At 48.2% G+C, this 19,090-nt stretch carries 23 protein-coding genes; 20 read left to right on the top strand and 3 right to left on the bottom strand.

Annotation, left to right across the window (positions count from 1 at the left end):
* Nucleotides 1-6: 6 nt before the first annotated feature.
* The 3 genes from rpe to spoVM all read left to right on the top strand — a co-directional run bounded on the left by rpe (nt 7) and on the right by spoVM (nt 1,200).
* Nucleotides 7-657, top strand: coding sequence for a ribulose-phosphate 3-epimerase (gene rpe, locus GQF01_RS05965; RefSeq protein ID WP_161405911.1), 651 nt, complete (start codon nt 7-9; stop codon nt 655-657).
* A gap of 14 nt (nt 658-671) precedes the next feature.
* A complete protein-coding gene (locus GQF01_RS05960; protein WP_161405910.1) occupies nt 672-917 on the top strand; it encodes a hypothetical protein in 246 nt (81 codons plus the stop codon).
* 202 nt (nt 918-1,119) lie between these two features.
* Nucleotides 1,120-1,200, top strand: a complete 81-nt coding sequence (gene spoVM, locus GQF01_RS05955) for a stage V sporulation protein SpoVM (protein ID WP_014652194.1) — start codon at nt 1,120-1,122, stop codon at nt 1,198-1,200.
* A gap of 98 nt (nt 1,201-1,298) precedes the next feature.
* Here the strand turns inward: spoVM and rpmB are convergent, their stop codons facing one another.
* Nucleotides 1,299-1,487 (bottom strand): 50S ribosomal protein L28, encoded by a 189-nt coding sequence (gene rpmB, locus GQF01_RS05950; protein WP_127452218.1) that lies wholly within the window; start codon nt 1,485-1,487, stop codon nt 1,299-1,301.
* A gap of 339 nt (nt 1,488-1,826) precedes the next feature.
* Between rpmB and GQF01_RS05945 the strand changes: the two genes are divergently transcribed.
* The 15 genes from GQF01_RS05945 to GQF01_RS05875 all read left to right on the top strand — a co-directional run bounded on the left by GQF01_RS05945 (nt 1,827) and on the right by GQF01_RS05875 (nt 15,778).
* Nucleotides 1,827-2,186, top strand: coding sequence for an Asp23/Gls24 family envelope stress response protein (locus GQF01_RS05945; RefSeq protein WP_127452220.1), 360 nt, complete (start codon nt 1,827-1,829; stop codon nt 2,184-2,186).
* Nucleotides 2,187-2,215: 29 nt separating this feature from the next.
* On the top strand, nt 2,216-3,949 hold the full coding sequence (locus GQF01_RS05940; protein ID WP_161405909.1) for a DAK2 domain-containing protein: 1,734 nt from the start codon (nt 2,216-2,218) through the stop codon (nt 3,947-3,949).
* Between the two features lie 48 nt (nt 3,950-3,997).
* Nucleotides 3,998-4,855 (top strand): DegV family protein, encoded by an 858-nt coding sequence (locus tag GQF01_RS05935; RefSeq protein WP_161405908.1) that lies wholly within the window; start codon nt 3,998-4,000, stop codon nt 4,853-4,855.
* Entirely contained in the window at nt 4,856-6,904 is a 2,049-nt protein-coding gene (gene recG / locus GQF01_RS05930; protein ID WP_328803403.1) for an ATP-dependent DNA helicase RecG, read from the top strand.
* A gap of 235 nt (nt 6,905-7,139) precedes the next feature.
* Complete coding sequence (locus tag GQF01_RS05925) at nt 7,140-8,453, top strand: alpha-L-fucosidase (RefSeq protein ID WP_161405906.1); 1,314 nt, start codon at nt 7,140-7,142, stop codon at nt 8,451-8,453.
* 87 nt (nt 8,454-8,540) lie between these two features.
* Nucleotides 8,541-8,807 carry a DUF1294 domain-containing protein gene (locus GQF01_RS05920; protein WP_145656647.1) on the top strand — a complete coding sequence of 89 codons (267 nt, stop codon included), beginning with the start codon at nt 8,541-8,543 and terminating at the stop codon, nt 8,805-8,807.
* A gap of 60 nt (nt 8,808-8,867) precedes the next feature.
* Entirely contained in the window at nt 8,868-9,155 is a 288-nt protein-coding gene (locus GQF01_RS05915; protein WP_161405905.1) for a stage VI sporulation protein F, read from the top strand.
* A gap of 147 nt (nt 9,156-9,302) precedes the next feature.
* Complete coding sequence (locus tag GQF01_RS05910; protein ID WP_161405904.1) at nt 9,303-9,674, top strand: hypothetical protein; 372 nt, start codon at nt 9,303-9,305, stop codon at nt 9,672-9,674.
* Nucleotides 9,671-10,939, top strand: coding sequence for a DNA polymerase IV (locus GQF01_RS05905; protein ID WP_161405903.1), 1,269 nt, complete (start codon nt 9,671-9,673; stop codon nt 10,937-10,939). Before GQF01_RS05910 ends, GQF01_RS05905 begins: the two co-directional genes overlap by 4 nt.
* Nucleotides 10,936-11,433, top strand: a complete 498-nt coding sequence (locus tag GQF01_RS05900) for a hypothetical protein (protein WP_161405902.1) — start codon at nt 10,936-10,938, stop codon at nt 11,431-11,433. Before GQF01_RS05905 ends, GQF01_RS05900 begins: the two co-directional genes overlap by 4 nt.
* 187 nt (nt 11,434-11,620) lie before the next feature.
* Nucleotides 11,621-12,301 carry an SOS response-associated peptidase gene (locus GQF01_RS05895; RefSeq protein ID WP_161405901.1) on the top strand — a complete coding sequence of 227 codons (681 nt, stop codon included), beginning with the start codon at nt 11,621-11,623 and terminating at the stop codon, nt 12,299-12,301.
* 27 nt (nt 12,302-12,328) lie between these two features.
* The gene (locus tag GQF01_RS05890) at nt 12,329-13,492 is read left to right on the top strand and encodes a metallophosphoesterase (protein ID WP_161405900.1); all 1,164 of its coding nucleotides are present in this window, start codon (nt 12,329-12,331) and stop codon (nt 13,490-13,492) included.
* 6 nt (nt 13,493-13,498) lie between these two features.
* On the top strand, nt 13,499-14,047 hold the full coding sequence (locus GQF01_RS05885; RefSeq protein WP_161405899.1) for a hypothetical protein: 549 nt from the start codon (nt 13,499-13,501) through the stop codon (nt 14,045-14,047).
* 2 nt (nt 14,048-14,049) lie between these two features.
* The gene (locus tag GQF01_RS05880) at nt 14,050-15,108 is read left to right on the top strand and encodes a CobW family GTP-binding protein (protein WP_328803401.1); all 1,059 of its coding nucleotides are present in this window, start codon (nt 14,050-14,052) and stop codon (nt 15,106-15,108) included.
* 211 nt (nt 15,109-15,319) lie between these two features.
* The gene (locus tag GQF01_RS05875) at nt 15,320-15,778 is read left to right on the top strand and encodes a Fur family transcriptional regulator (protein ID WP_161405898.1); all 459 of its coding nucleotides are present in this window, start codon (nt 15,320-15,322) and stop codon (nt 15,776-15,778) included.
* A gap of 81 nt (nt 15,779-15,859) precedes the next feature.
* Here GQF01_RS05875 and GQF01_RS05870 read toward each other — a convergent pair whose 3' ends face one another.
* Nucleotides 15,860-16,906, bottom strand: a complete 1,047-nt coding sequence (locus GQF01_RS05870) for a polysaccharide deacetylase family protein (protein ID WP_161405897.1) — start codon at nt 16,904-16,906, stop codon at nt 15,860-15,862.
* 204 nt (nt 16,907-17,110) lie between these two features.
* Between GQF01_RS05870 and GQF01_RS05865 the strand changes: the two genes are divergently transcribed.
* Nucleotides 17,111-18,133 carry a WD40/YVTN/BNR-like repeat-containing protein gene (locus tag GQF01_RS05865; RefSeq protein WP_161405896.1) on the top strand — a complete coding sequence of 341 codons (1,023 nt, stop codon included), beginning with the start codon at nt 17,111-17,113 and terminating at the stop codon, nt 18,131-18,133.
* Nucleotides 18,134-18,137: 4 nt separating this feature from the next.
* Here the strand turns inward: GQF01_RS05865 and GQF01_RS05860 are convergent, their stop codons facing one another.
* Nucleotides 18,138-18,632 carry a GNAT family N-acetyltransferase gene (locus GQF01_RS05860; RefSeq protein WP_161405895.1) on the bottom strand — a complete coding sequence of 165 codons (495 nt, stop codon included), beginning with the start codon at nt 18,630-18,632 and terminating at the stop codon, nt 18,138-18,140.
* A gap of 117 nt (nt 18,633-18,749) precedes the next feature.
* Here GQF01_RS05860 and GQF01_RS05855 point away from each other — a divergent pair, with 117 nt between their 5' ends.
* Nucleotides 18,750-19,034, top strand: a complete 285-nt coding sequence (locus tag GQF01_RS05855) for a hypothetical protein (RefSeq protein WP_145656621.1) — start codon at nt 18,750-18,752, stop codon at nt 19,032-19,034.
* Nucleotides 19,035-19,090 lie beyond the last annotated feature (56 nt).

Genomic DNA, 19,090 nt, shown 5'->3' with positions numbered 1-19,090 from the left:
GAACGAATGGTACACGTAGCACCTTCTATTTTATCAGCTAACTTCGCTAGACTTGGTGAAGAGATTAAAGACGCCGAGCTTGGCGGAGCAGATTGGATCCATGTGGATGTCATGGATGGCCATTTCGTGCCCAATATTACGATTGGACCACTTGTTGTTGAAGCTATACGCCCAGTGACGAAGCTGCCGCTGGACGTCCATTTGATGATTGAGGAGCCTGACCGCTATATTCCTGACTTTATTAAAGCAGGCGCAGACCTCATCTCCGTGCATGTAGAGGCTTGTACGCATCTGCATCGGACGCTTCATCTGATTAAGCAAAGCGGCATCAAAGCAGGGGTTGTTCTTAACCCTGCGACCCCGATTTCGCTTATTGAACACGTGCTCGATGAGCATCTGGATCTTGTTCTTATTATGACCGTCAATCCGGGCTTTGGGGGACAAGCGTTCATTCCCGGCATGCTGAGCAAAATCCGCGCACTGCGCGAGCAAGCGAACGCTAAGGGGTTGAGCGGCCTGCACATTGAAGTGGACGGCGGTATCAACGAGGTAACAGCTCGCCAAGTGATCGAAGCGGGAGCCGATGTGCTCGTCGCAGGCAACGCTGTATTTGGTCAGTCCGACCGCGCCGATGCGATTAAACGAATTCGGGGGTAGAGGAGAACGGGACGATGAGATTTCTCTGGCTGTTTCTGTACAGTCTAGTTTGCGCCGTGCTTCTTGCGTGTTTTTCTAACATACACGATTTCACGAAGTATATTTTTTCACTCGGTGCTTTGTATCTGGGGATGCGTTTCTTCCGGCGGTTTGAGGGACTCGGATTTCGAATCTGGTTCATCGTGATCGCTGTGATCTTGTATTTCATGTTCAACTTAATTTATGCGCTATACACGCAGACGGGTATAACTGCACCTTAGCTGCATACATATAGTTACAAGAGCGATGCGCTCTTGTAGCTTTTTTTGCTTTCTGGAAGCAATAGATCGGAGAAAGTAAAATAGAAGGTACTTTTTCACGACTGGGGCATATACTGTTGTAATGATGTTAGTGCTCACGAAGTCGAAGTCAGTCTTCGGGCATGTGTCCGTTTGCTGACTAAACTCTAAGGAGGGGTAGAGAATGAAGTTCTACACAATCAAGCTACCAAAATTTTTGGGTGGGTTCGTGAAAGCTGTACTTAATACGTTTAGCAAAAACTAAAGTTAGCTAACACATACGAAGTCCCAATTCCCAGAAATGCAAAAAAAGCACCGGAAGGTGCTTTTTGTCTTTTTACATAAAGTATAAGTATCCGAAAATTAAACGCGAGCCACTTTACCGGACTTCAACGCACGAGCACTTACGTAAACCCGTTTTGGTTTACCATCAACGAGGATGCGAACCTTTTGAACGTTAACTCCCCAAGTACGCTTATTTTTATTGTTAGCGTGGGACACGTGGTTTCCTGATTTAGGACTTTTACCTGTAACGAAACATTTGCGGGACATGTTTGACACCTCCTTCGGCAGTATACAAAGCAGCCTGGGTGGCAAGCCTAAGCTTGACATGACAGCTTTCCTCAAATTTAGACTTTGCTTCTTGCGATTCTTATAATAACCAGCAAAAACACACTTAAATATAATAGCATAGCAAAAGGAGCAGAGTCAACGAATTACCTTCTTTTTTGCCGTTTATTTATTAAGTATGTTATAGTACAATGAAGATTAGCCCACCTTTCCGAATACATAATCTTTGACGATTTGGCGTCGACTTTGCTAAAGCAAAGCTGGAATGGGAATACTTACATAATTAGTTGCTAAAGTGAAACATGAAGGAGTTGTACAATAATGCCAATTGAACTCACAACCGAGTTTGGAAAAGTGTATATTACCAATGAAGTGATTTCAACTCTGGCGGGATCCGCTGCGTTAGATTGTTATGGACTTGTTGGCATGGCCACTAGAAAGCAATTGAAAGACGGAATAGCAGAACTGCTAGGACGGGACAATTTAAGCCGCGGTGTCGAAGTTCGTCGTGAGAACGGGCGACTCGAGATTGATCTTTATATTATTGTCAGCTATGGAACCAAAATATCCGTAGTTGCCGGCAATGTCCAAACAAAAGTCAAATATATTTTGAACGATGTCGTAGGGCTTCATGTAGACGATGTGAACATTTTTGTTCAAGGCGTTCGTGTAGCCAAATAAAAGCCCGATAACCAGGAAGGGGAATCACTTTGAGTAAGCGCTTTATTTCAATAAATGGAAATGACTTCACTGCCATGGTCTTGGCGGGTGCGGATAACCTTCGCAGAAATGTAGACAAGGTTAATGGATTGAACGTTTTCCCTGTACCCGATGGAGATACCGGCACCAACATGAATTTAACACTCACAGCTGGTTGTGAGGAACTGAAAAAGAAGCCATCCTCTCATATTGGGAAAGCAGCTGATGCATTGTCCAAAGGGTTACTGATGGGCGCCCGGGGTAACTCTGGGGTTATTCTGTCACAGCTGTTTCGCGGATTCGCGAAGCATGTGCACGATCTTGAGAATGTGAATGCACAGCAATTCGCGGCTGCGTTGCAGCAAGGGGTAGAGACAGCGTATAAGGCAGTCGTGAAACCGGTAGAAGGCACGATTTTGACCGTGTCCAAAGAAGCAGCCAAACATGCCACGCAGTATAGACGCGGCGGCGATCTGCTCGATCTTATGCAGGAAGTTTTGAGCAAGGCGAACGAAGCCCTCGCTAGAACGCCTGAGCAGCTTGCTGTGCTCAAGCAGGTTGGGGTGGTAGATGCAGGAGGCCAAGGGCTTGTCTGCGTCTATGAAGGCTTTGTCACAGCGTTAAGCGGGGGGCTGCTTCAGATAGAAGAAGACTACGCAACGATGGATACAAGGCTTGATACAGTTTCAGTAGTTCCAGGCTTGAACCTGGCCAAAGAAGTCCATGCACATCTTCCGGCACAGGCGCACTTGGCTACGGAAGATATCGAATTCGGTTATTGTACAGAATTTATGCTAACGATTGAACCTGGCAAGGTGGCAGGGCTTGTTTTCGACGAAGGCAGGTTCCGCGAGCAGCTTAGCAAACTGGGAGATTCTTTGCTTGTCGTTGCCGATGAGGAACTGGTCAAGGTGCATATTCATGCCGAATATCCAGGTGAAGTCATGAACCAAGCGATGAGTTTCGGCGCACTAAGCCGCATCAAAATTGAAAATATGCGCGATCAGCATTCACATATATTGGAAGAGATGACCACGGAAGGTTACGAGGCAGCTGTTCCGACTGCTGTAACAGAAGCAGAACCAGGCAAGCCATATGGCTTCGTTGCAGTCGCTTTGGGTGAGGGCATTACAGAGATTTTGTCCAGTGTAGGCGTTGATGTCGTATTGTCCGGTGGACAAACGATGAATCCGAGCACAGAGGATATCGTGAATGCGGTTAACAGCATTCATGCGCAAACGATCTATGTGCTGCCGAACAACTCCAACATCATCCTCGCAGCGCAGCAAGCAGCTGATCTGGTCGACAAAACGTTGATCGTCATTCCATCCAAATCCATTCCCCAAGGTCTTGCAGCCATTCTGGCGTTCCAAGAGAAAGCAGATGCCCAAACGAATACGGAAGCGATGAATGCCTCACTTCGTCGTGTGAAATCCGGTCAAGTGACGTATGCGGTGCGTGACACGAACATGGACGGTATTGACATCAAACAAGGGCATTTTATCGGTATTCAAGATGGCCGGATTGTGTCTTCACAGCCAAGTTTGATGGATGCTTGCAAGAAGCTGCTCGAAGAGATGATTGATGAAGGCAGCGAGATCGTAACAATCCTCACTGGAGAAGATGCTGTGAGCGCAGAGACCGAAGAACTTGAGGCTTTCATTCAGACGGTTTATCCTGAGATTGAAGTCGAGCTTCACCCTGGCGGACAGCCATTGTATGCGTACCTGTTCTCTGTAGAATAAACGATCATCCCTTAGGTGGATTAAATTCGGGAAATGGAGTGAGCCCTGTTGACACATATTCGTATTGTAACGGACAGCACGGCCGACATACCTCTGGCAATTAGACAAGAGCTTAATATTGAGATGGTGCCGCTTAAGATTCATTTTGGAGAGGAACAATTTTTGGATGCGGTGACGCTGAAATCCGAGGAGTTTTATCCTAAGCTGACCTCGTCACCTCATTTTCCTAGAACTTCACAACCGTCTCCTGCGGAGTTCCTGAGCTTGTATCAGAGTTTGCTAGAAGAGCCGAATACGGAAATCATTTCAATTCATTTATCTTCTGCACTGAGCGGAACGTATCAGTCGGCTTTGCTAGCCTCAACGATGCTGGAGGAGTCTACCGGCAAGGTACATGTGGTTGATTCCCGCACGGCTTCTTATGGTATCGGCGCTCTTGTTGTGGCTGCGGCGAAAGCGGCCAAAGCTGGGCAAAGCTCAGCTGAGATTATAGAGTTGGTACAAAGGATTAGAGAGAACTTTTACATATATTTTCTTGTGGATACACTCGAATTTCTGCAAAAAGGTGGAAGAATCGGCAAAGCGTCGGCATTGTTTGGTTCTCTGCTGAATATTAAGCCTATTCTCTCGATAGATGGTGAGGGGGAAGTGGCGGCAATTGATAAGGTTCGGGGTCAAAAGAAAGCGATCGCGCGCATTCTGGAGCTGCTTGCGGCTGACGTGCCGAATCGGCGTATTCCGTCCATACATATTGCCCATGCCAACAATTTGGAAGGCGCTCAGCTGTTGCGAGAAGTCATTACGCAGCAATTTGAAGTGGAGCATGTTGATTATATTACACTGGGGCCTGTCATTGGCGCGCACGCTGGACCCGGTACGATCGCAGCATTCGTCAGTGCGGTGTAAGTGATGGATTTAAATCAAGTTGTCGTACGCGAAGTCCATGGAGTCGGCGCTCAGAAAGCACTTGAGCTAAACGCCATGGGCATTTTTACGGTTATGGATTTACTGGAGTATGTGCCATTCCGGTATGAGGATTACACCGTGCGCGATCTCGCTAGCGTGAAAGACGGCGACCGTGTCACGGTGAAAGGATATATCATTGGGGAGCCGGTGCTGCAGCGCTACAGCGGCAAGTCTCGACTCTCCTGCAAGGTGATGGTCGATGACTTTCTCCTGACGGCGGTGTGGTTCAACCGCCACTTTTTGAAAGATCGCTTGCGGCCGCAGCAGGAGATTATCCTAACCGGCAAATGGGACGGCAAGCGGAGGCAAATGAGCGTGTCCGATTCCGAGTTCCCCGGACAAGGCGATTCGAATACCGGCACCATTCAGCCGGTCTATTCGGTTGCAGGCTCAATTACGCAAAAGTGGATGCGTAAAGCCATTCAGCAGGCGCTGACACAGTACAGCGCCATGGTCACTGAAGTGCTGCCGCCGGGCATTACCGGCAGATACGGGTTCATGCCGCGCAGCAAGGCGCTGGCTGTCATCCACACGCCGAGCGGTGTGGAGGAAGGCAAGCAGGCGCGCAGCCGCATGGTGTATGAGGAGCTGTTCCTATTCCAGCTCAAGCTGCAGGCTTACCGCGCGGTGACGCGAAGCCGCGCGGACGGGGTGAAGCAGCAGGTTGACCTACCTGCTGTGCGCGCCTTCGTGCGCGCGCTGCCCTTCCAGCTGACGGAGTCGCAGAAGAAGGTTGTGGGCGAGATCCTGCACGATATGCAGGAGCCGTACAGCATGAACCGGCTGCTGCAAGGCGATGTCGGTGCAGGGAAGACGATCGTCGCGGCCATAGGCCTCTACGCGACGTTCAAGGCCGGCTACCAAGGCGCGCTGATGGTGCCGACGGAGATCCTGGCGGAGCAGCACAAGCGCTCGCTGGACCGTTTGTTCGAGCCCTACGGGCTGCAGGTTGCGCTGCTGACAGGCAGCTCGACAGATCGTAAACGGCGGGATCTGCTCGCTTCCTTGCAGATGGGCATGATTGATGTGCTGGTAGGGACGCACGCGCTTATTCAAGAGGACGTCTACTTCCGCCAGCTGGGGCTGGTCGTGACGGATGAGCAGCACCGTTTCGGGGTGAATCAGCGCAGCATTTTGCGGCGCAAGGGGATGAACCCCGACGTGCTGACGATGACGGCGACGCCGATTCCGCGAACGCTGGCGATTACCGCTTTCGGCGACATGGATGTGTCGACGCTGCGGGAGCTGCCCAAAGGGCGTAAGCCGATCAAGACGTATGCTGTCCAGCACGCTATGCTGGAGCGAGTACTTGGTTTCATCCAACGCGAGGTGGCGGCAGGGCGACAAGCGTATGTGATTTGTCCGCTCATCGAAGAGTCGGACAAGCTGGACGTGCAGAATGCCATCGACGTCCATATTCAGCTGCAGCAGCATTTCCCGCATATGCGGATCGGTCTGCTGCACGGGCGTATGAGCGCGCAGGAAAAGGAAGCGATTATGCGCGCATTCAAAGAAGGGACCGTGGAGGCGCTGGTGTCGACGACGGTCATCGAGGTTGGCGTGGATGTGCCGAATGCCACGCTGATGGTCATCTACGACGCCGACCGCTTCGGCCTGTCACAGCTGCATCAGCTGCGCGGGCGGGTTGGACGCGGCGAGCACCAGTCCTTCTGTGTGCTCATCGCCGACCCGAAGACCGAGGTCGGCAAGGAGCGCATGAAGGCGATGACCGAAACCTCCGACGGCTTCGAGATTGCCAGGCGCGATCTGGAGCTGCGCGGGCCGGGGGACTTCTTCGGCACGAAGCAGAGCGGGCTGCCGGAGTTCCGTGTCGCCGACATGATGGCGGACTTCGAAGTCATGGAGCAGGCGCGTGATGATGCTGCCGAACTCGTTGGCGATTCATCGTTCTGGACAGGCGCTTCCTTCATCCCCTTAAGAGCTTACTTGGAGCGTGCTCATATTTTTGATAGCGAAGTGCTGGATTAATCGTTTGGAAGCTTACTATGAAACAAAAACGCTAGGATAGACTGATTTTTTGTCAGTCGTGATCCTGGCGTTTTTTTGCAGGCAGAATGTTAATTATATGCTAATTGAGGTTAGTTTCGTACCTGTCTATTGCCGATCAGTCTTAGTAGAATAAAGGTAGAGGCTTAGTGGGCTCACCGCTCGAAAGAGGACCTTGGGAGCGCCTAGCATTTTAATTGCGAAAGGTGTGTAGGAAATGACAAATCCGATTATTCAAGAACGAACAGAGCGCACTCAGTGGTTTTTGCAGGATCGATTCGGTATGTTCATTCACTGGGGACTGTATGCTATTCCAGCTAGGGGAGAATGGGTGCGCAATGCGGAGCGTATTTCGGTAGAGGACTATCAAACGTATTTCGATGACTTTGATCCTGTTCGTTATGATCCTAAAGCTTGGGCGCGTGCAGCCAAGCAAGCAGGCATGAAGTATGCGGTATTGACGGCAAAACATCATGATGGTTTTTGCTTATTTGATAGCGCTCTCACGGAATATAAATCAACGAACACCAAGGCTGGGCGAGATTTAGTGCGCGAATTTATTGAAGCTTTTCGGGCGGAAGGTTTGAAGGTGGGGCTCTATTATTCGTTAATTGATTGGCATCATGAGGACTACCCGGCTTATGGAGATCGTCACCATCCGATGCGGGGGAACGAGAGCTATGCAAGAAATCCAGAGACGTTCGACCGATATTTGGCCTATATGCATGGGCAAGTCAAAGAACTGCTCACGAATTATGGCAAGCTGGACATCATGTGGTTTGATTTCTCCTATGATCAGATGAAGGGGGAGACCTGGAAAGCAACAGAGCTGATGGCGATGATTCGGTCTCTGCAGCCGCATGTCATTGTAGACAACCGATTGGACGCGAGCGGTGAAGAGGGCGGAAGTATTTATACGAACAATCCACTTAGCTATTCGGGCGACTTTGCTTCACCGGAACAAATCATTCCACCGCAAGGTGTGACGGATCATGAGGGCAATCCCATTCCATGGGAGGCTTGTATCACGCTGAATAATAACTGGGGCTATGCAGCTCAGGATTTCCAGTATAAATCCCCGACCACCGTCATTCGAAAACTGGTAGAGTGCGTCAGCAAAAATGGTAATTTGCTCTTGAATGTTGGTCCTAATGCGCTCGGCGAGATTCCACAGGAGTCATTGGACATTTTGTCAGAGATTGGCGACTGGGTGCAAAAAAATGGGAACAGCATTTATGGCTGTGGGCAAGCCGCTTGGCCGAAGCCGGAATGGGGCAGGTACACGCAAAAGGGCAATCTGCTCTATGCCCACTTGTTCGAAGAAAGTGTAGGTCCCATTAACTTGAACGGTTTGGCTGGTAAAGTGAAGAAAGCTAGGCTGCTATCGGATGGCTCCGAGGTGTTCCTAAGCCGCCCTTGGAATGCTGCTCAGTACCCGGAGGATGCGTTCATTAGTTTCGGTAGACCAGAACACTCCAGCTATCCGCTTCCGGATAAGAGAGCGACTGTTGTGGAGCTTACGTTACTTTAATTTTTAAATTAACATTTGACCACGCCCCCATTCGATTTTAAGATAATAGTAGTTCTATTATTATTTTGGAAACGAAGGTGCCATCATTTGACTTATTTTCTTGTATATTTACTGCTGATGAATATCATTACTTTCATAGAAATGGGTCACGACAAGGGGCAAGCCAAAAAAGGCGGCCGCCGAGTCCCGGAGAAACGGCTGTTTATGTTTGCTGCACTCGGTGGCGGAATCGGCGGTTGGCTTGGCATGCGGGTTTGGCGGCATAAGACGAAGCACACCTCATTCGTTATTGGCATGCCGCTGCTTGTAGCGCTGAATTGTATCTGTGTTATTCTGATCGCCATTTATATGTAGTCAAGTTTGTGTTCGTTCCCTCATATGTATAAAGCATGACGGGACATCGGAGGTACGAACATGAGTTATCAGCTGTATGGCATCGATCCTGCGTTGATTGAGCGAGTCAAGTTCAAATTAAGAAACCCAGTGATTAAGGAACGCCTTATCATGCTGCTGCAAAGCGTTACGAAAGCTGATTTGCAGAATCGTACGAAGGTCACACAGCTCATTGGGATAGCCTCTGGCATTCTCGGCGAGAACCTGACCGGATTTCAGACGAATCAGATTTTGGAGTTCATTCTTTCTCAAAAAATCGATCCCTCGAACACGTTTCACTTGATTAAACTGTGGTCCATGTTTCGATAAGTTAGCCCAAAAATGCCGCCTGCAAGGTCTAAGCGACCTAGTCAGGTGGTATTTTTTTACTTTCCAAAAAAACCACTTGCATAACGAATACGTGTTCGGTATATAATAAGTAACACGAATATATGTTCGCATATGGTGGTGGAAAATATGAGTGTTCATGGAAGAATTGAGACAGAAGAGGATGTTCAAATTATTAAGGAATATACGCTGCTGCCCATTTTACTCGATATGTTGGCAAGGGATATGGAGGAACTCAAGGTTTATAAGGATAAAATTGTGTACAATCATATTCTTTTTTACCTCAGAGAGGTGGAGACCGCCATTTATCCTCAATTACAAAGTATTAAGAGTGTTATGAAGAAAAGAGATATTAAAGTGATTCATACCGAAATGAATGCCTTAGGGATTAACGTAGAGTACAAAGTCCGAGGCTACATCCATCACTTCACGATGCTTCGCAGCTTAGTTAAAGCAGAACTCATGACTACGCTGATGAATATGCGGGGGGGATTACGGTGAATAAAGGGAAGGAGCGGACGATATTTCTGGCGGATTGCCAGAGCTTCTACGCAAGTGTAGAGAAGGCGGATTATCCGGGAGTCAGGGATAAACCGGTTGCGGTCGCCGGAGACCCTGCTTTGCGTTCAGGTATCATTCTGGCTGCTTGTCCCATCGCCAAATCATTTGGTGTTTCCACAGCCGAGCGGCTTGGGGAAGCTCTCAAGAAATGTCCGGAACTGGTCGTTATGCGCCCACGCATGCAGCATTACATTGATGTTTCACTTATGATTACTAAAATATACGAAGAATTTACCGATCTCGTAGAGGTTTTCAGTATTGATGAGCAGTTTCTAGACATTACGGCAAGCTTGCCTATTTTCGGGGACCCAGATACGATTGCGATGGCGATTCAGCGCAAGGTGCTGCAGCAAACGGGAGTGAAGGTCCGCATAGGAATTAGCTCGAATAAAATACTGGCGAAGATTGCAACGGATATTTGGGCCAAAAAGAATGAAAACGGCATTTTCACGCTGCGCCCGCCCGCTGTAGAGGAGCATTTATGGGCGCAGCCTGTAAGTAAAATGTTTGGTGTCGGTTCACGGATGACCGCACATTTTGCCAGACTGGGCATGTATACAATCGGTGATGTGGCTAGAACGCCGCTGCCGGTGCTCAAGGACAAATTCCGTGCACGCTTCGGCAAGCAATCCGATATTCACGCGGAAGTGATGTGGCGAACAGCAAATGGGCTGGATGATAGTCCAGTTACGCCTGGTACGTTTGATACGCCTCCGAAGTCTATAGGCCATATGATGACTCTCCCTAGGGACTATGCGGAATCCGCTGAGGTGGATACCATCCTGCTCGAGCTTACCGAAGAGGTATGCCGCGATTGCCGGCGCAAGGGATATATGGCGTCCATTGTGACCGTTAGCTGCATGTGCAGTCCATTTGACGCTCCGACAGGTTTTTCACGCCAAATGAAGATGCCCGATCCTACGAATCATACAAGAACCGTTTTTCAAGCCGTTAAGCAGTTGTTCTACAAGTTCTGGGACACGATGCCCGTCCGCCGTGCCGGTGTGATGCTCAGCCAATTTGTTGATGATGATACGTATCAGCTTACGCTTTTTGAGGATCAGGTCAAGGCGAGGGCGCTTGAGAAAGTAACCGACAGCCTCAAGGACCGCTTCGGCAACGCAGCGATTGTGCGGGCTTCCTCGCTCACGACAGCCGGTCAAGCACAGAACAGAGCGCTCAAAATCGGGGGGCACTATAAATGAGTAAGAAACTGGAAAAGAACGGTTTATGGGAATCCAGCAGGATGATGCTGCCGCAGCACCGGGAAGCACTGCAAAATTTGCGCAGCGACAAAGCTGTTCCGGCGAATCGTCCTACAGCGGAGGACATTGGCATTATGCGAGATTACGTGCTGCTGCCCTTGATGCATGGGATGATCAAAAGAAAGGCCGCCCAGATAGAAAGATCTGCCGAAACGCTTAGACAGCTCTATTCACGCGCTGCCCACGCGCTTGCAGCCCAAATTCTAGCTGATTTAAGTGAAACCAAAGCGAAAATGATGCACAGAAGCATTCAAATATTTGAAGAAGAGAAGAATGATCGGGCTATTCACTACCGCTATGTTTGCCGCGGGCATGAAGACACGCTGATTATTGCGAAAGACTACATGCGGGCTGAAATGAGCGTGCGAACGGCCAGATACATTGATCACTTCGTCGCAAGCATGTACAAAAAAGGTGACGAACTCAAAACTTAGTCCATGATGTACACAAAGAAGATATGACGCAACGCGCAGCCCGCTGGAGAAACCCTCCTCGGGCTGCGCGAATTGACGTGAGTATCTCTTTTTCACATAATGGAGAAGAGAGATTGTAACGTTAGACAGCGGGAAGTGGGAAATAGAGACTCTCGCTAGGAAATATCAAGGCAAAGGATGTGCGGCCATGTGCGGACGTTATACAATAACCGTGACAATAGAGGAGCTGATGCTGCGGTATGATATTTATTACAAATATCCTGCGAGATACAGCCCCAAATACAATGTGGCGCCCGGTCAGCAAGTCATGGCGATCGTGCACGACGGTGAGAAAAATAAGCTAGGCGAGCTGCGCTGGGGGCTCGTTCCGGAATGGGCGAAGGACGAGAAGCTAGGCTATTCGATGCTGAATGCAAGGTCGGAGACGCTTGCGGACAAGCCTGCGTTCCGCAAACCTTTTGAACGCAAACGCTGCTTGATTCCGGCAGATTCCTTCTATGACTGGAAGGGAACGGGGAAGCAGAAGCAACCGATGCGGATTATGCTGCGCAGCAAAGAGGTCTTCAGTATGGCGGGGCTGTATGACACCTGGACATCTCCGGATGGCACCCGAATATCCACTTGCACCGTGATTACTACGGAAGCGAACGAAATGATGGTTGATATTCATGAGCGCATGCCGGTTATTTTACCGCGCGAGGCAGAAGCGCTTTGGCTGGACCGCAGCATAACGAACACCGATGTGCTGCGCCCGCTGCTGAAGCCATACCCGTCTGACGACATGTATGCGTACCCCGTGTCTAGCCGGGTGGGCAACGTGCGCAATGATGATGAGTTATGCATAGAACCGTTAAGCCTGCTGCTGTAGGCGGATTGAGAGAATGGGAGAGGTAAAATGAGAATACGTATGGTTCTAAGCATCACGCTTGTATTTGCTATTATTTTCGGGTTGAACGGTTACATCGGCTGGCACGGTCAGGTCTTTCTAACGAATCAGTTGGGTTCTTGGTTTCATCCTGGCATATACTGGGTTGTCTTCTGGATTGTTGCCTTGTCGTATCTACTAGCATGGGCCGGTTCCAAAGTACTGCCTGCTGGAATGAAAATGGTATTGAAAGTTGTCGGTTCTTACTGGTTTGCCCTCATGCAGTTCGGTTTTCTGCTGCTGCCGTTGACGGACTTGGCCGCAGGAGTGCTTCATCTGGCATCTGTACCTGCTGCTACATTTACGCCTATCCTTGGGTGGATAGATGTAGTGATCATTGTTCTCGTCATGATTCGTGGTTCCTATAATGCGCGAAGCCCTATTGTAAGAAAGTATGAGATTACGATTCCGAAACAAGCAGGCGACTGGGAACAGCTACGCATCGCCGTGGCTTCTGACATCCATTTGGGATCAATAGTGGGTAATCGTCATTTGCGAAAGCTGGTGAAGCATGTCAATGGCTTAAAGCCGGACTTGATACTTCTGCCAGGGGACGTTATTGATGATGATATTCGACCGTTTATCCGCTATGATATGGGTACAACGATGCGAGAACTGCAAGCTCCGCTTGGCATTTATGCCGTATTAGGCAATCATGAATACATTGGTGGTCACATTCCTGCCTTCATAGAACAGATGGACAAAATCGGTATTCGTGTACTCATGGATGAAACTGTGCATATCCAAGATCGGTTGTATCTCGTGGGCCGAAAAGACAAGGCGGCCGAACGAACGGCCGAAGGGCGAAGAGCACTTGCGTCGCTACTCGAGGGGACTAATCTTGGCCAGCCTATTATTGTCATGGACCATCAGCCGTATCATTTAGATAAAGCGGAAGCCGCAGGCGCTGATGTCATGCTTTCAGGACACACGCACAGGGGGCAAATTAGCCCGAATCACCTCATAACAAGAAGACTTTTTGAACTTGATTGGGGCTACTTAAAGAAGGGGAATCTGCACGCCATCGTTTCCTCAGGCTTTGGTACGTGGGGGCCGCCGGTTCGTCTAGGGAGCCGTTCCGAAATCATTGAGTTAATCATTCATTTTAAAAGCAACGAGAGAAAAGAGGAGTAATCTATCATGCAAGATGCGGAAAAAAAACAAATTACACCGGCTGAACTAGCTGCAGCTATGCTGCAGTTTACAATGAAAAGCATCGAAAATAGCTGGGATACCCTAAGGCCGGCAGTTGCCGCTTATTTACAGGATCCGGTTTTAACACAAGATAAAGAAGATGAACTCATAAAAGAGATTTACATAGCGGCTTTGGCGCTAGAAATTTATTGCATCCCTCATGCTTTCGATACGGAAATTGCTGGCTTGGTCAAATCGGGAATGGGAGAAATAATGGCTTCAAGCAACTTATCCGAGCACCGATTGTCTGAATCCATTAGTCATTACTATCTCCCTCGTTTGGCAACCGTGGAATTGTCCACAACAGCGGATCTGGCTATGGCGCTCGCTCAAGAAGCTGCAAGTATTCTATATGACCGCTTAGAGCTTCCGCTCAAGCCAATTGACCCGACAAACAGCTTGTTGTGGGTCAAGCTGTTTCCGTTTCTCGTGCAGCATGTAGGGAAATGGCCGATTCTATCTACGAACTTCGAAGTTATTCAGGAGCGGAGGTAGTTATGGCGATGATGGCACAGAAAAGAGTTACCGTTTATCTATTATCCGGCTTCCTAGGGAGCGGGAAAACGACCTTATTAACCAAAGCGATTGATCATTTTACCGAAGCGGGTCGAAAGCCAGCCGTCATCATGAATGAGATCGGTGAAGTGAATTTGGACGGGCAGCTGGTTGCAAATGAAGTGCCGATGTCCGAGCTGTTGGGCGGCTGTATCTGCTGTTCGAGTCGAGGCGATCTGGCAACAGCTCTTCACGAGCTAGTAACTGGAGAACAGCCTGACTTGATTTTCATAGAATCGACAGGTATCGCGAATCCAATGGAAATCATTGATGAAGTAACAGATGCTTCGCTGATTATTCCAGTGGAGCTCAAAGCCGTCATCACGGTTGTAGATGCTCCGCAATTGCTGGAGCTTAACCGGACAAGCAGGGGCAAAACATATCGCCTCATGAAGGAACAAATCCGCTGCGCGAACTTGCTTCTTCTGAATAAAACAGATCTGTTGACGGGAACAGCACTTGAGGAAGTGGATGCGCTTGTGCGCGAATGGAATCCATATGCCACTAACCATTTTACAGTTTTTAGTCAGATTGATATGAGACTCGTTGAAATGCTCGAAGAAGAGGGACGTGAGGCAATTCATTTGCTTGATGAGCAGGGTTCACATGATCACGAAGCAGATAGTCGTACTTCACACGAAGAACATGAACATGAACATGATCATGCGCACGAGCACGGTAGCCACCATCATCATTCTCATAGTCATGTGATGGCGTATACGCATTTTTTTGAACGAGCCGTAGATAGTAACGCTTTCGAAGAGTTTGTCAGTAAGCTTCCCCAAGAGGTGTATCGTGCTAAAGGAATTCTTAGCTTCTCTGATACTTCAAGCCGGTTCTTATTTCAATATGCGTACAGGGAAATGGATTTCGTCAAAATTACGCCAAAAGGCGAGGTGCCTGACGTTGCCGTATTTATTGGGGAAAACTTCTCTAGAAATGCCGTACGAGATGCATTGCTGAAACTGGAATCCATGTTCGATAGTGACACCAAATCATAAGTGTAATTTTCAAGGAGAATCCCAGCACTTGAAGCTGTGGGTTCTTTTTGTTGTCAGAAAATGCGTTATTAATCATAATTATTACTATTATGTGCTATAATGAGTGGGAGGCAAATTGGACGAGATTGTCGAAACCTGGATGGTCAGCTACTTGACGTAGGATGCCAATTTGCTGCACTATGTTAATAGAACAATTCATGACAGAGGAGTAATGCAAGTGGGCACTCATACACATACGATTGACGAGATGCTGAAGGCCATGGCTCAGCAGGGCTGGAGAATTACAGAGCAGCGCAGGAGTTTGGCAACATTATTTGCGGAATCTGGAAGTTATTTATCGCCAAAAGACGTTTATGAATACATGAAAATCAAATATCCAGGTGTGAGTTTCGATACGGTGTACCGCAATCTTCGACTGTTGAGTGAGATGGGCGTGCTGGAGCAGTTTCATTTGGCTGACGGTTTGAAATTTAAAGCGAGCTGCTTGTCCCACCATCATCACCATATGATCTGTGTGGGTTGCGAGAAGACGGTGACATTCGAATTTTGCCCGATGAAGCTAGTCAAGGATTTGCCGGAGAGCTTTGAAATTCAAAGTCATCGGTTTGAGATATTTGGTTATTGTGCGGAATGCAAGCCGTCGGCCGTTGCTGCACCAATCGAACATTGATAAAGTCATGGAACTTTCGTTCCGTGATTTTTTTGCGGAAAGAACTGCCGGAAGCGCACCCTATGGGGTGCGTTTCTCGGTTTATTTGCTTTTGGCTACGTGAAGCAGTTCAGGTACAGTAACAAAGGTGTAGCCAGCTGCCTTGAGCTTCGTGATTAACGGCCCGATGGCCTGAACGGTGCCTGATAAATCTTGGCTTTCAGCTCCACCCGAGTGCTGCAGGATGATAGAACCGGGCTTCGTTTGCTGCATAATATTGCTCAGCACCTGCTCAGAATTCAGTGATTTCCAATCGAGGGAATCGACATTCCAGTTCACGATTAAATAATGATGGTCAGCAACCCATCTGACCTGCTCCTCATTAATTGCTCCGTAGGGAGGGCGAATAAGCTTAGGGGCGTAACCAATTAAGCCTTGCAGCACATTTTCCGTATTCATTATCTGGTTTTGGAATTTGTCTACTGATAATTTTGGTAAGTTCGCATGGCTGTAGGAATGATTGCCAACGACATGGCCTTCACGAACAATTCGTCTAATCATGTCAGGGTGGGTACTAGCCTGTGAACCCAGCACGAAAAAGGTTGCCTTTACTTGGCTAGCTTTAAGAGCGTCAAGCACCTTAGGCGTAAACCTTGTGTCAGGCCCATCATCGAAGGTTAGGGCGACCTTCTTCTCCTGGCCAGATCCGCGCAGTTTGAAGGTGTCTGGATATTTGACTACAAGTTGTGAAAGTGTAAGTTTCTTCTGAGAAATTCGGACTTGGCCTGAGTTTTTTTGAACGGGAACGGAGGGCTTCTTAGAACCGGATCCTTCAGGATGCGCGGCTTTCTTTGGGTTGCTTCTAGGTGACGGGCTGGGTGTCGCGGCCGTTGGCGCAGATTTAGGTGGTACGGTAGCCAGAGGTGTTGTCGTCGGCACTGGTGTTAATGCTTCTATGTTCCTCGGGCTAGGCAAAGGTTCAAAATCAAATACGCTGTCATCGAGACTGGACTCTATTGTTGCTTCTTGCTCACCGATATGTGCATTTTGCGCTGAGTGCTGATCTTGATATAGCTTGCTTTTGGGCACACCGCATCCAGCAGCTAGCAGGCAAACGATGGCAGCGGAGCACACCCACTTGGTGGTCATGGCAATCCCTCCGAGCATTATGATATGCTCTAGCTTTTGTAATGAAGGGACAGCCTATCCTGTGAAATAAAGGAATAACATCTATTGGAAACCATGGACATGAACTATTTGGAGTCATAGACCGTCATTACATATACTTAAACCGGAAAACGTGAAAGGAGCGAAGATGAGGACATGATAACCCTGCTGAACAACAAAAAAATAGTGATTTTGATCGTTTTTGTGCTGTGCGCAGGTTGTTTTCATGAAAAAGCCTCAACTCTGCCAGCAGCTAACCAAACGAATAAACCAGACAGGCAAACTAGCGGACTATCGGTCATTCCTGGAGTAAATATACAAGTGCATGATGAAAATGCACATAAGCAGAGTGTCGCTACCAAGGCCATTACATTTGTGGATGAGATGCAAGGTTACGGTATCAAGTCTGATAACGGAAAAGCTTCGCTCATGCAAACAAACGATGGCGGGATGACTTGGAAGGCTCAGAGTGGAATAGCCACTTCACCAGCGCAAAATAGGCTTTCTTTTCTGGATGCTCAAACAGGATGGTTGCTGACAAATGAATCAAAAGACCGAGGATCGGAACTTAGCTTAACCGCGGATGGAGGTCAAACATGGGAAGTGATAGCCAAGGATCTGCCGGTGCTTGGGGAAGCGAAGGAGATCGTGTTTTTCCGGTTCTTTGATCGACAAAACGGATTGATTGCCATTCGAAACGGCAAAGATCTGGTACTTCTTCGTACGCAAGATGGGGGAATCACTTGGTTGGCATCAAATCGTATCGCTTTGCCAAGTGAAGGTGTCGTTACGTTTCTTTCATCCTTAGAGGGATGGTTTATTGGTTCTAGCTCATTCCCAAGTCCAAGTGAAAAAAACAAGGCGGTTGTAACGTTTTACCATATGACAGACGGGGAATCATGGGAAGAAGCGGGGAAAATGTCGACGCCTCTCCTGCCGACGGCACTGTCTTTTGTAGATGCAGGACTTGGTTTCGTGCTGCTGCAGTTGAACCAGACAAATCTTGCGCAAGAGCAGGTGCGGCAACTGCTTCGTACAAGTGATGGCGGCAAAACATGGAGCCAGCACGCGTTTCCCGCCGCGTTCCAGCCGGTTGATAAGAGCTTACAAGTTAGCTTCCTTACATCAAACAGCGGCTGGCTCTGGGATGCCCGAAATGTATGGAAAACGCAAGATGGAGGCTTGAATTGGCAGCTGTTAACGCCTTAGAATTTCAAATGATTCTCTGATACGTTACGATATCAAGGAATTTGCCCCATTTGAAACCAACCTCGCGAAAGTGAGCGCACTGGGTGTAGCCATTTTTCGAAAACATATGAATACTAGGTTTGTTATCTGCGCAAATCGTAGAGATTAAAGAATGAAAACCTTGTTCTTTCGCGAACATTTCAATATGTTGTATGGCGGCCGAGCCGAGCCCTTTGCCTACGCAACCAGGCTGCAAATAGATCGTCACTTCTCCAGTGGTGGCATAAGCTTGCTTTTTCTTGTGAGGCATTACTTGAACATAGCCTTGGAGTTCTCCATCCAAGGTAATCACAAAAGTTTGAAACCGCGGGTTCGGATGAATAACACTTTCTGTGAACTCGATGATATCAACAGGTTCCGTATGAAAAGAAGCGGTCGAATTCATAACGAAGTAATTGTAAATTTCCATTAAAGCGGGAATATCTGAGGTTTCTATTGGTTTATACACAATCGTAGACATATAAGACTCCTTCTCTTCTTTTTCAAATAGACATCTAGCATCATTCCATGTATCTTAGATATAATATCTTACTATTAAAAGAAGATAAAGTTGAACATCGCAAATAGGGGGAGTCACATGTCGGGCAGTTCAGGTTACATTCTCGTGATTGTTATAGGAGTCATTGTACTTGCAGGTCTTACATTTATGAATCTTCGCAAGATTAGCAAATCCACAGCTGACTTGACGCAGCTCAAAAAAAGAACGCTTCTCTGGAGTGAAATCTCGCTGGCGTTGTTTGTATTGCAGTTGTTCTTCCGTGACCGCCAGGGCGGATTCTTGCTATTCTTTGGAATTCTGACTCTATTTACAGGGGCTCACTACCTTGGTGTACTGTATTATTCGAGAAAAAGAGGTAAATAACAAAAGGAGAGAGGCTTTCCTAAGTAGTCAGGGCTACTGGTGGAAAGTCTCTTTTT

Origin of the sequence: Paenibacillus silvestris, from assembly GCF_009882985.1 — a bacterium.
In the GTDB taxonomy this organism is placed as follows: Bacteria; Bacillota; Bacilli; order Paenibacillales; family NBRC-103111; genus Paenibacillus_E; species Paenibacillus_E silvestris.
This window is presented reverse-complemented; position numbering and strand designations above follow the sequence as displayed.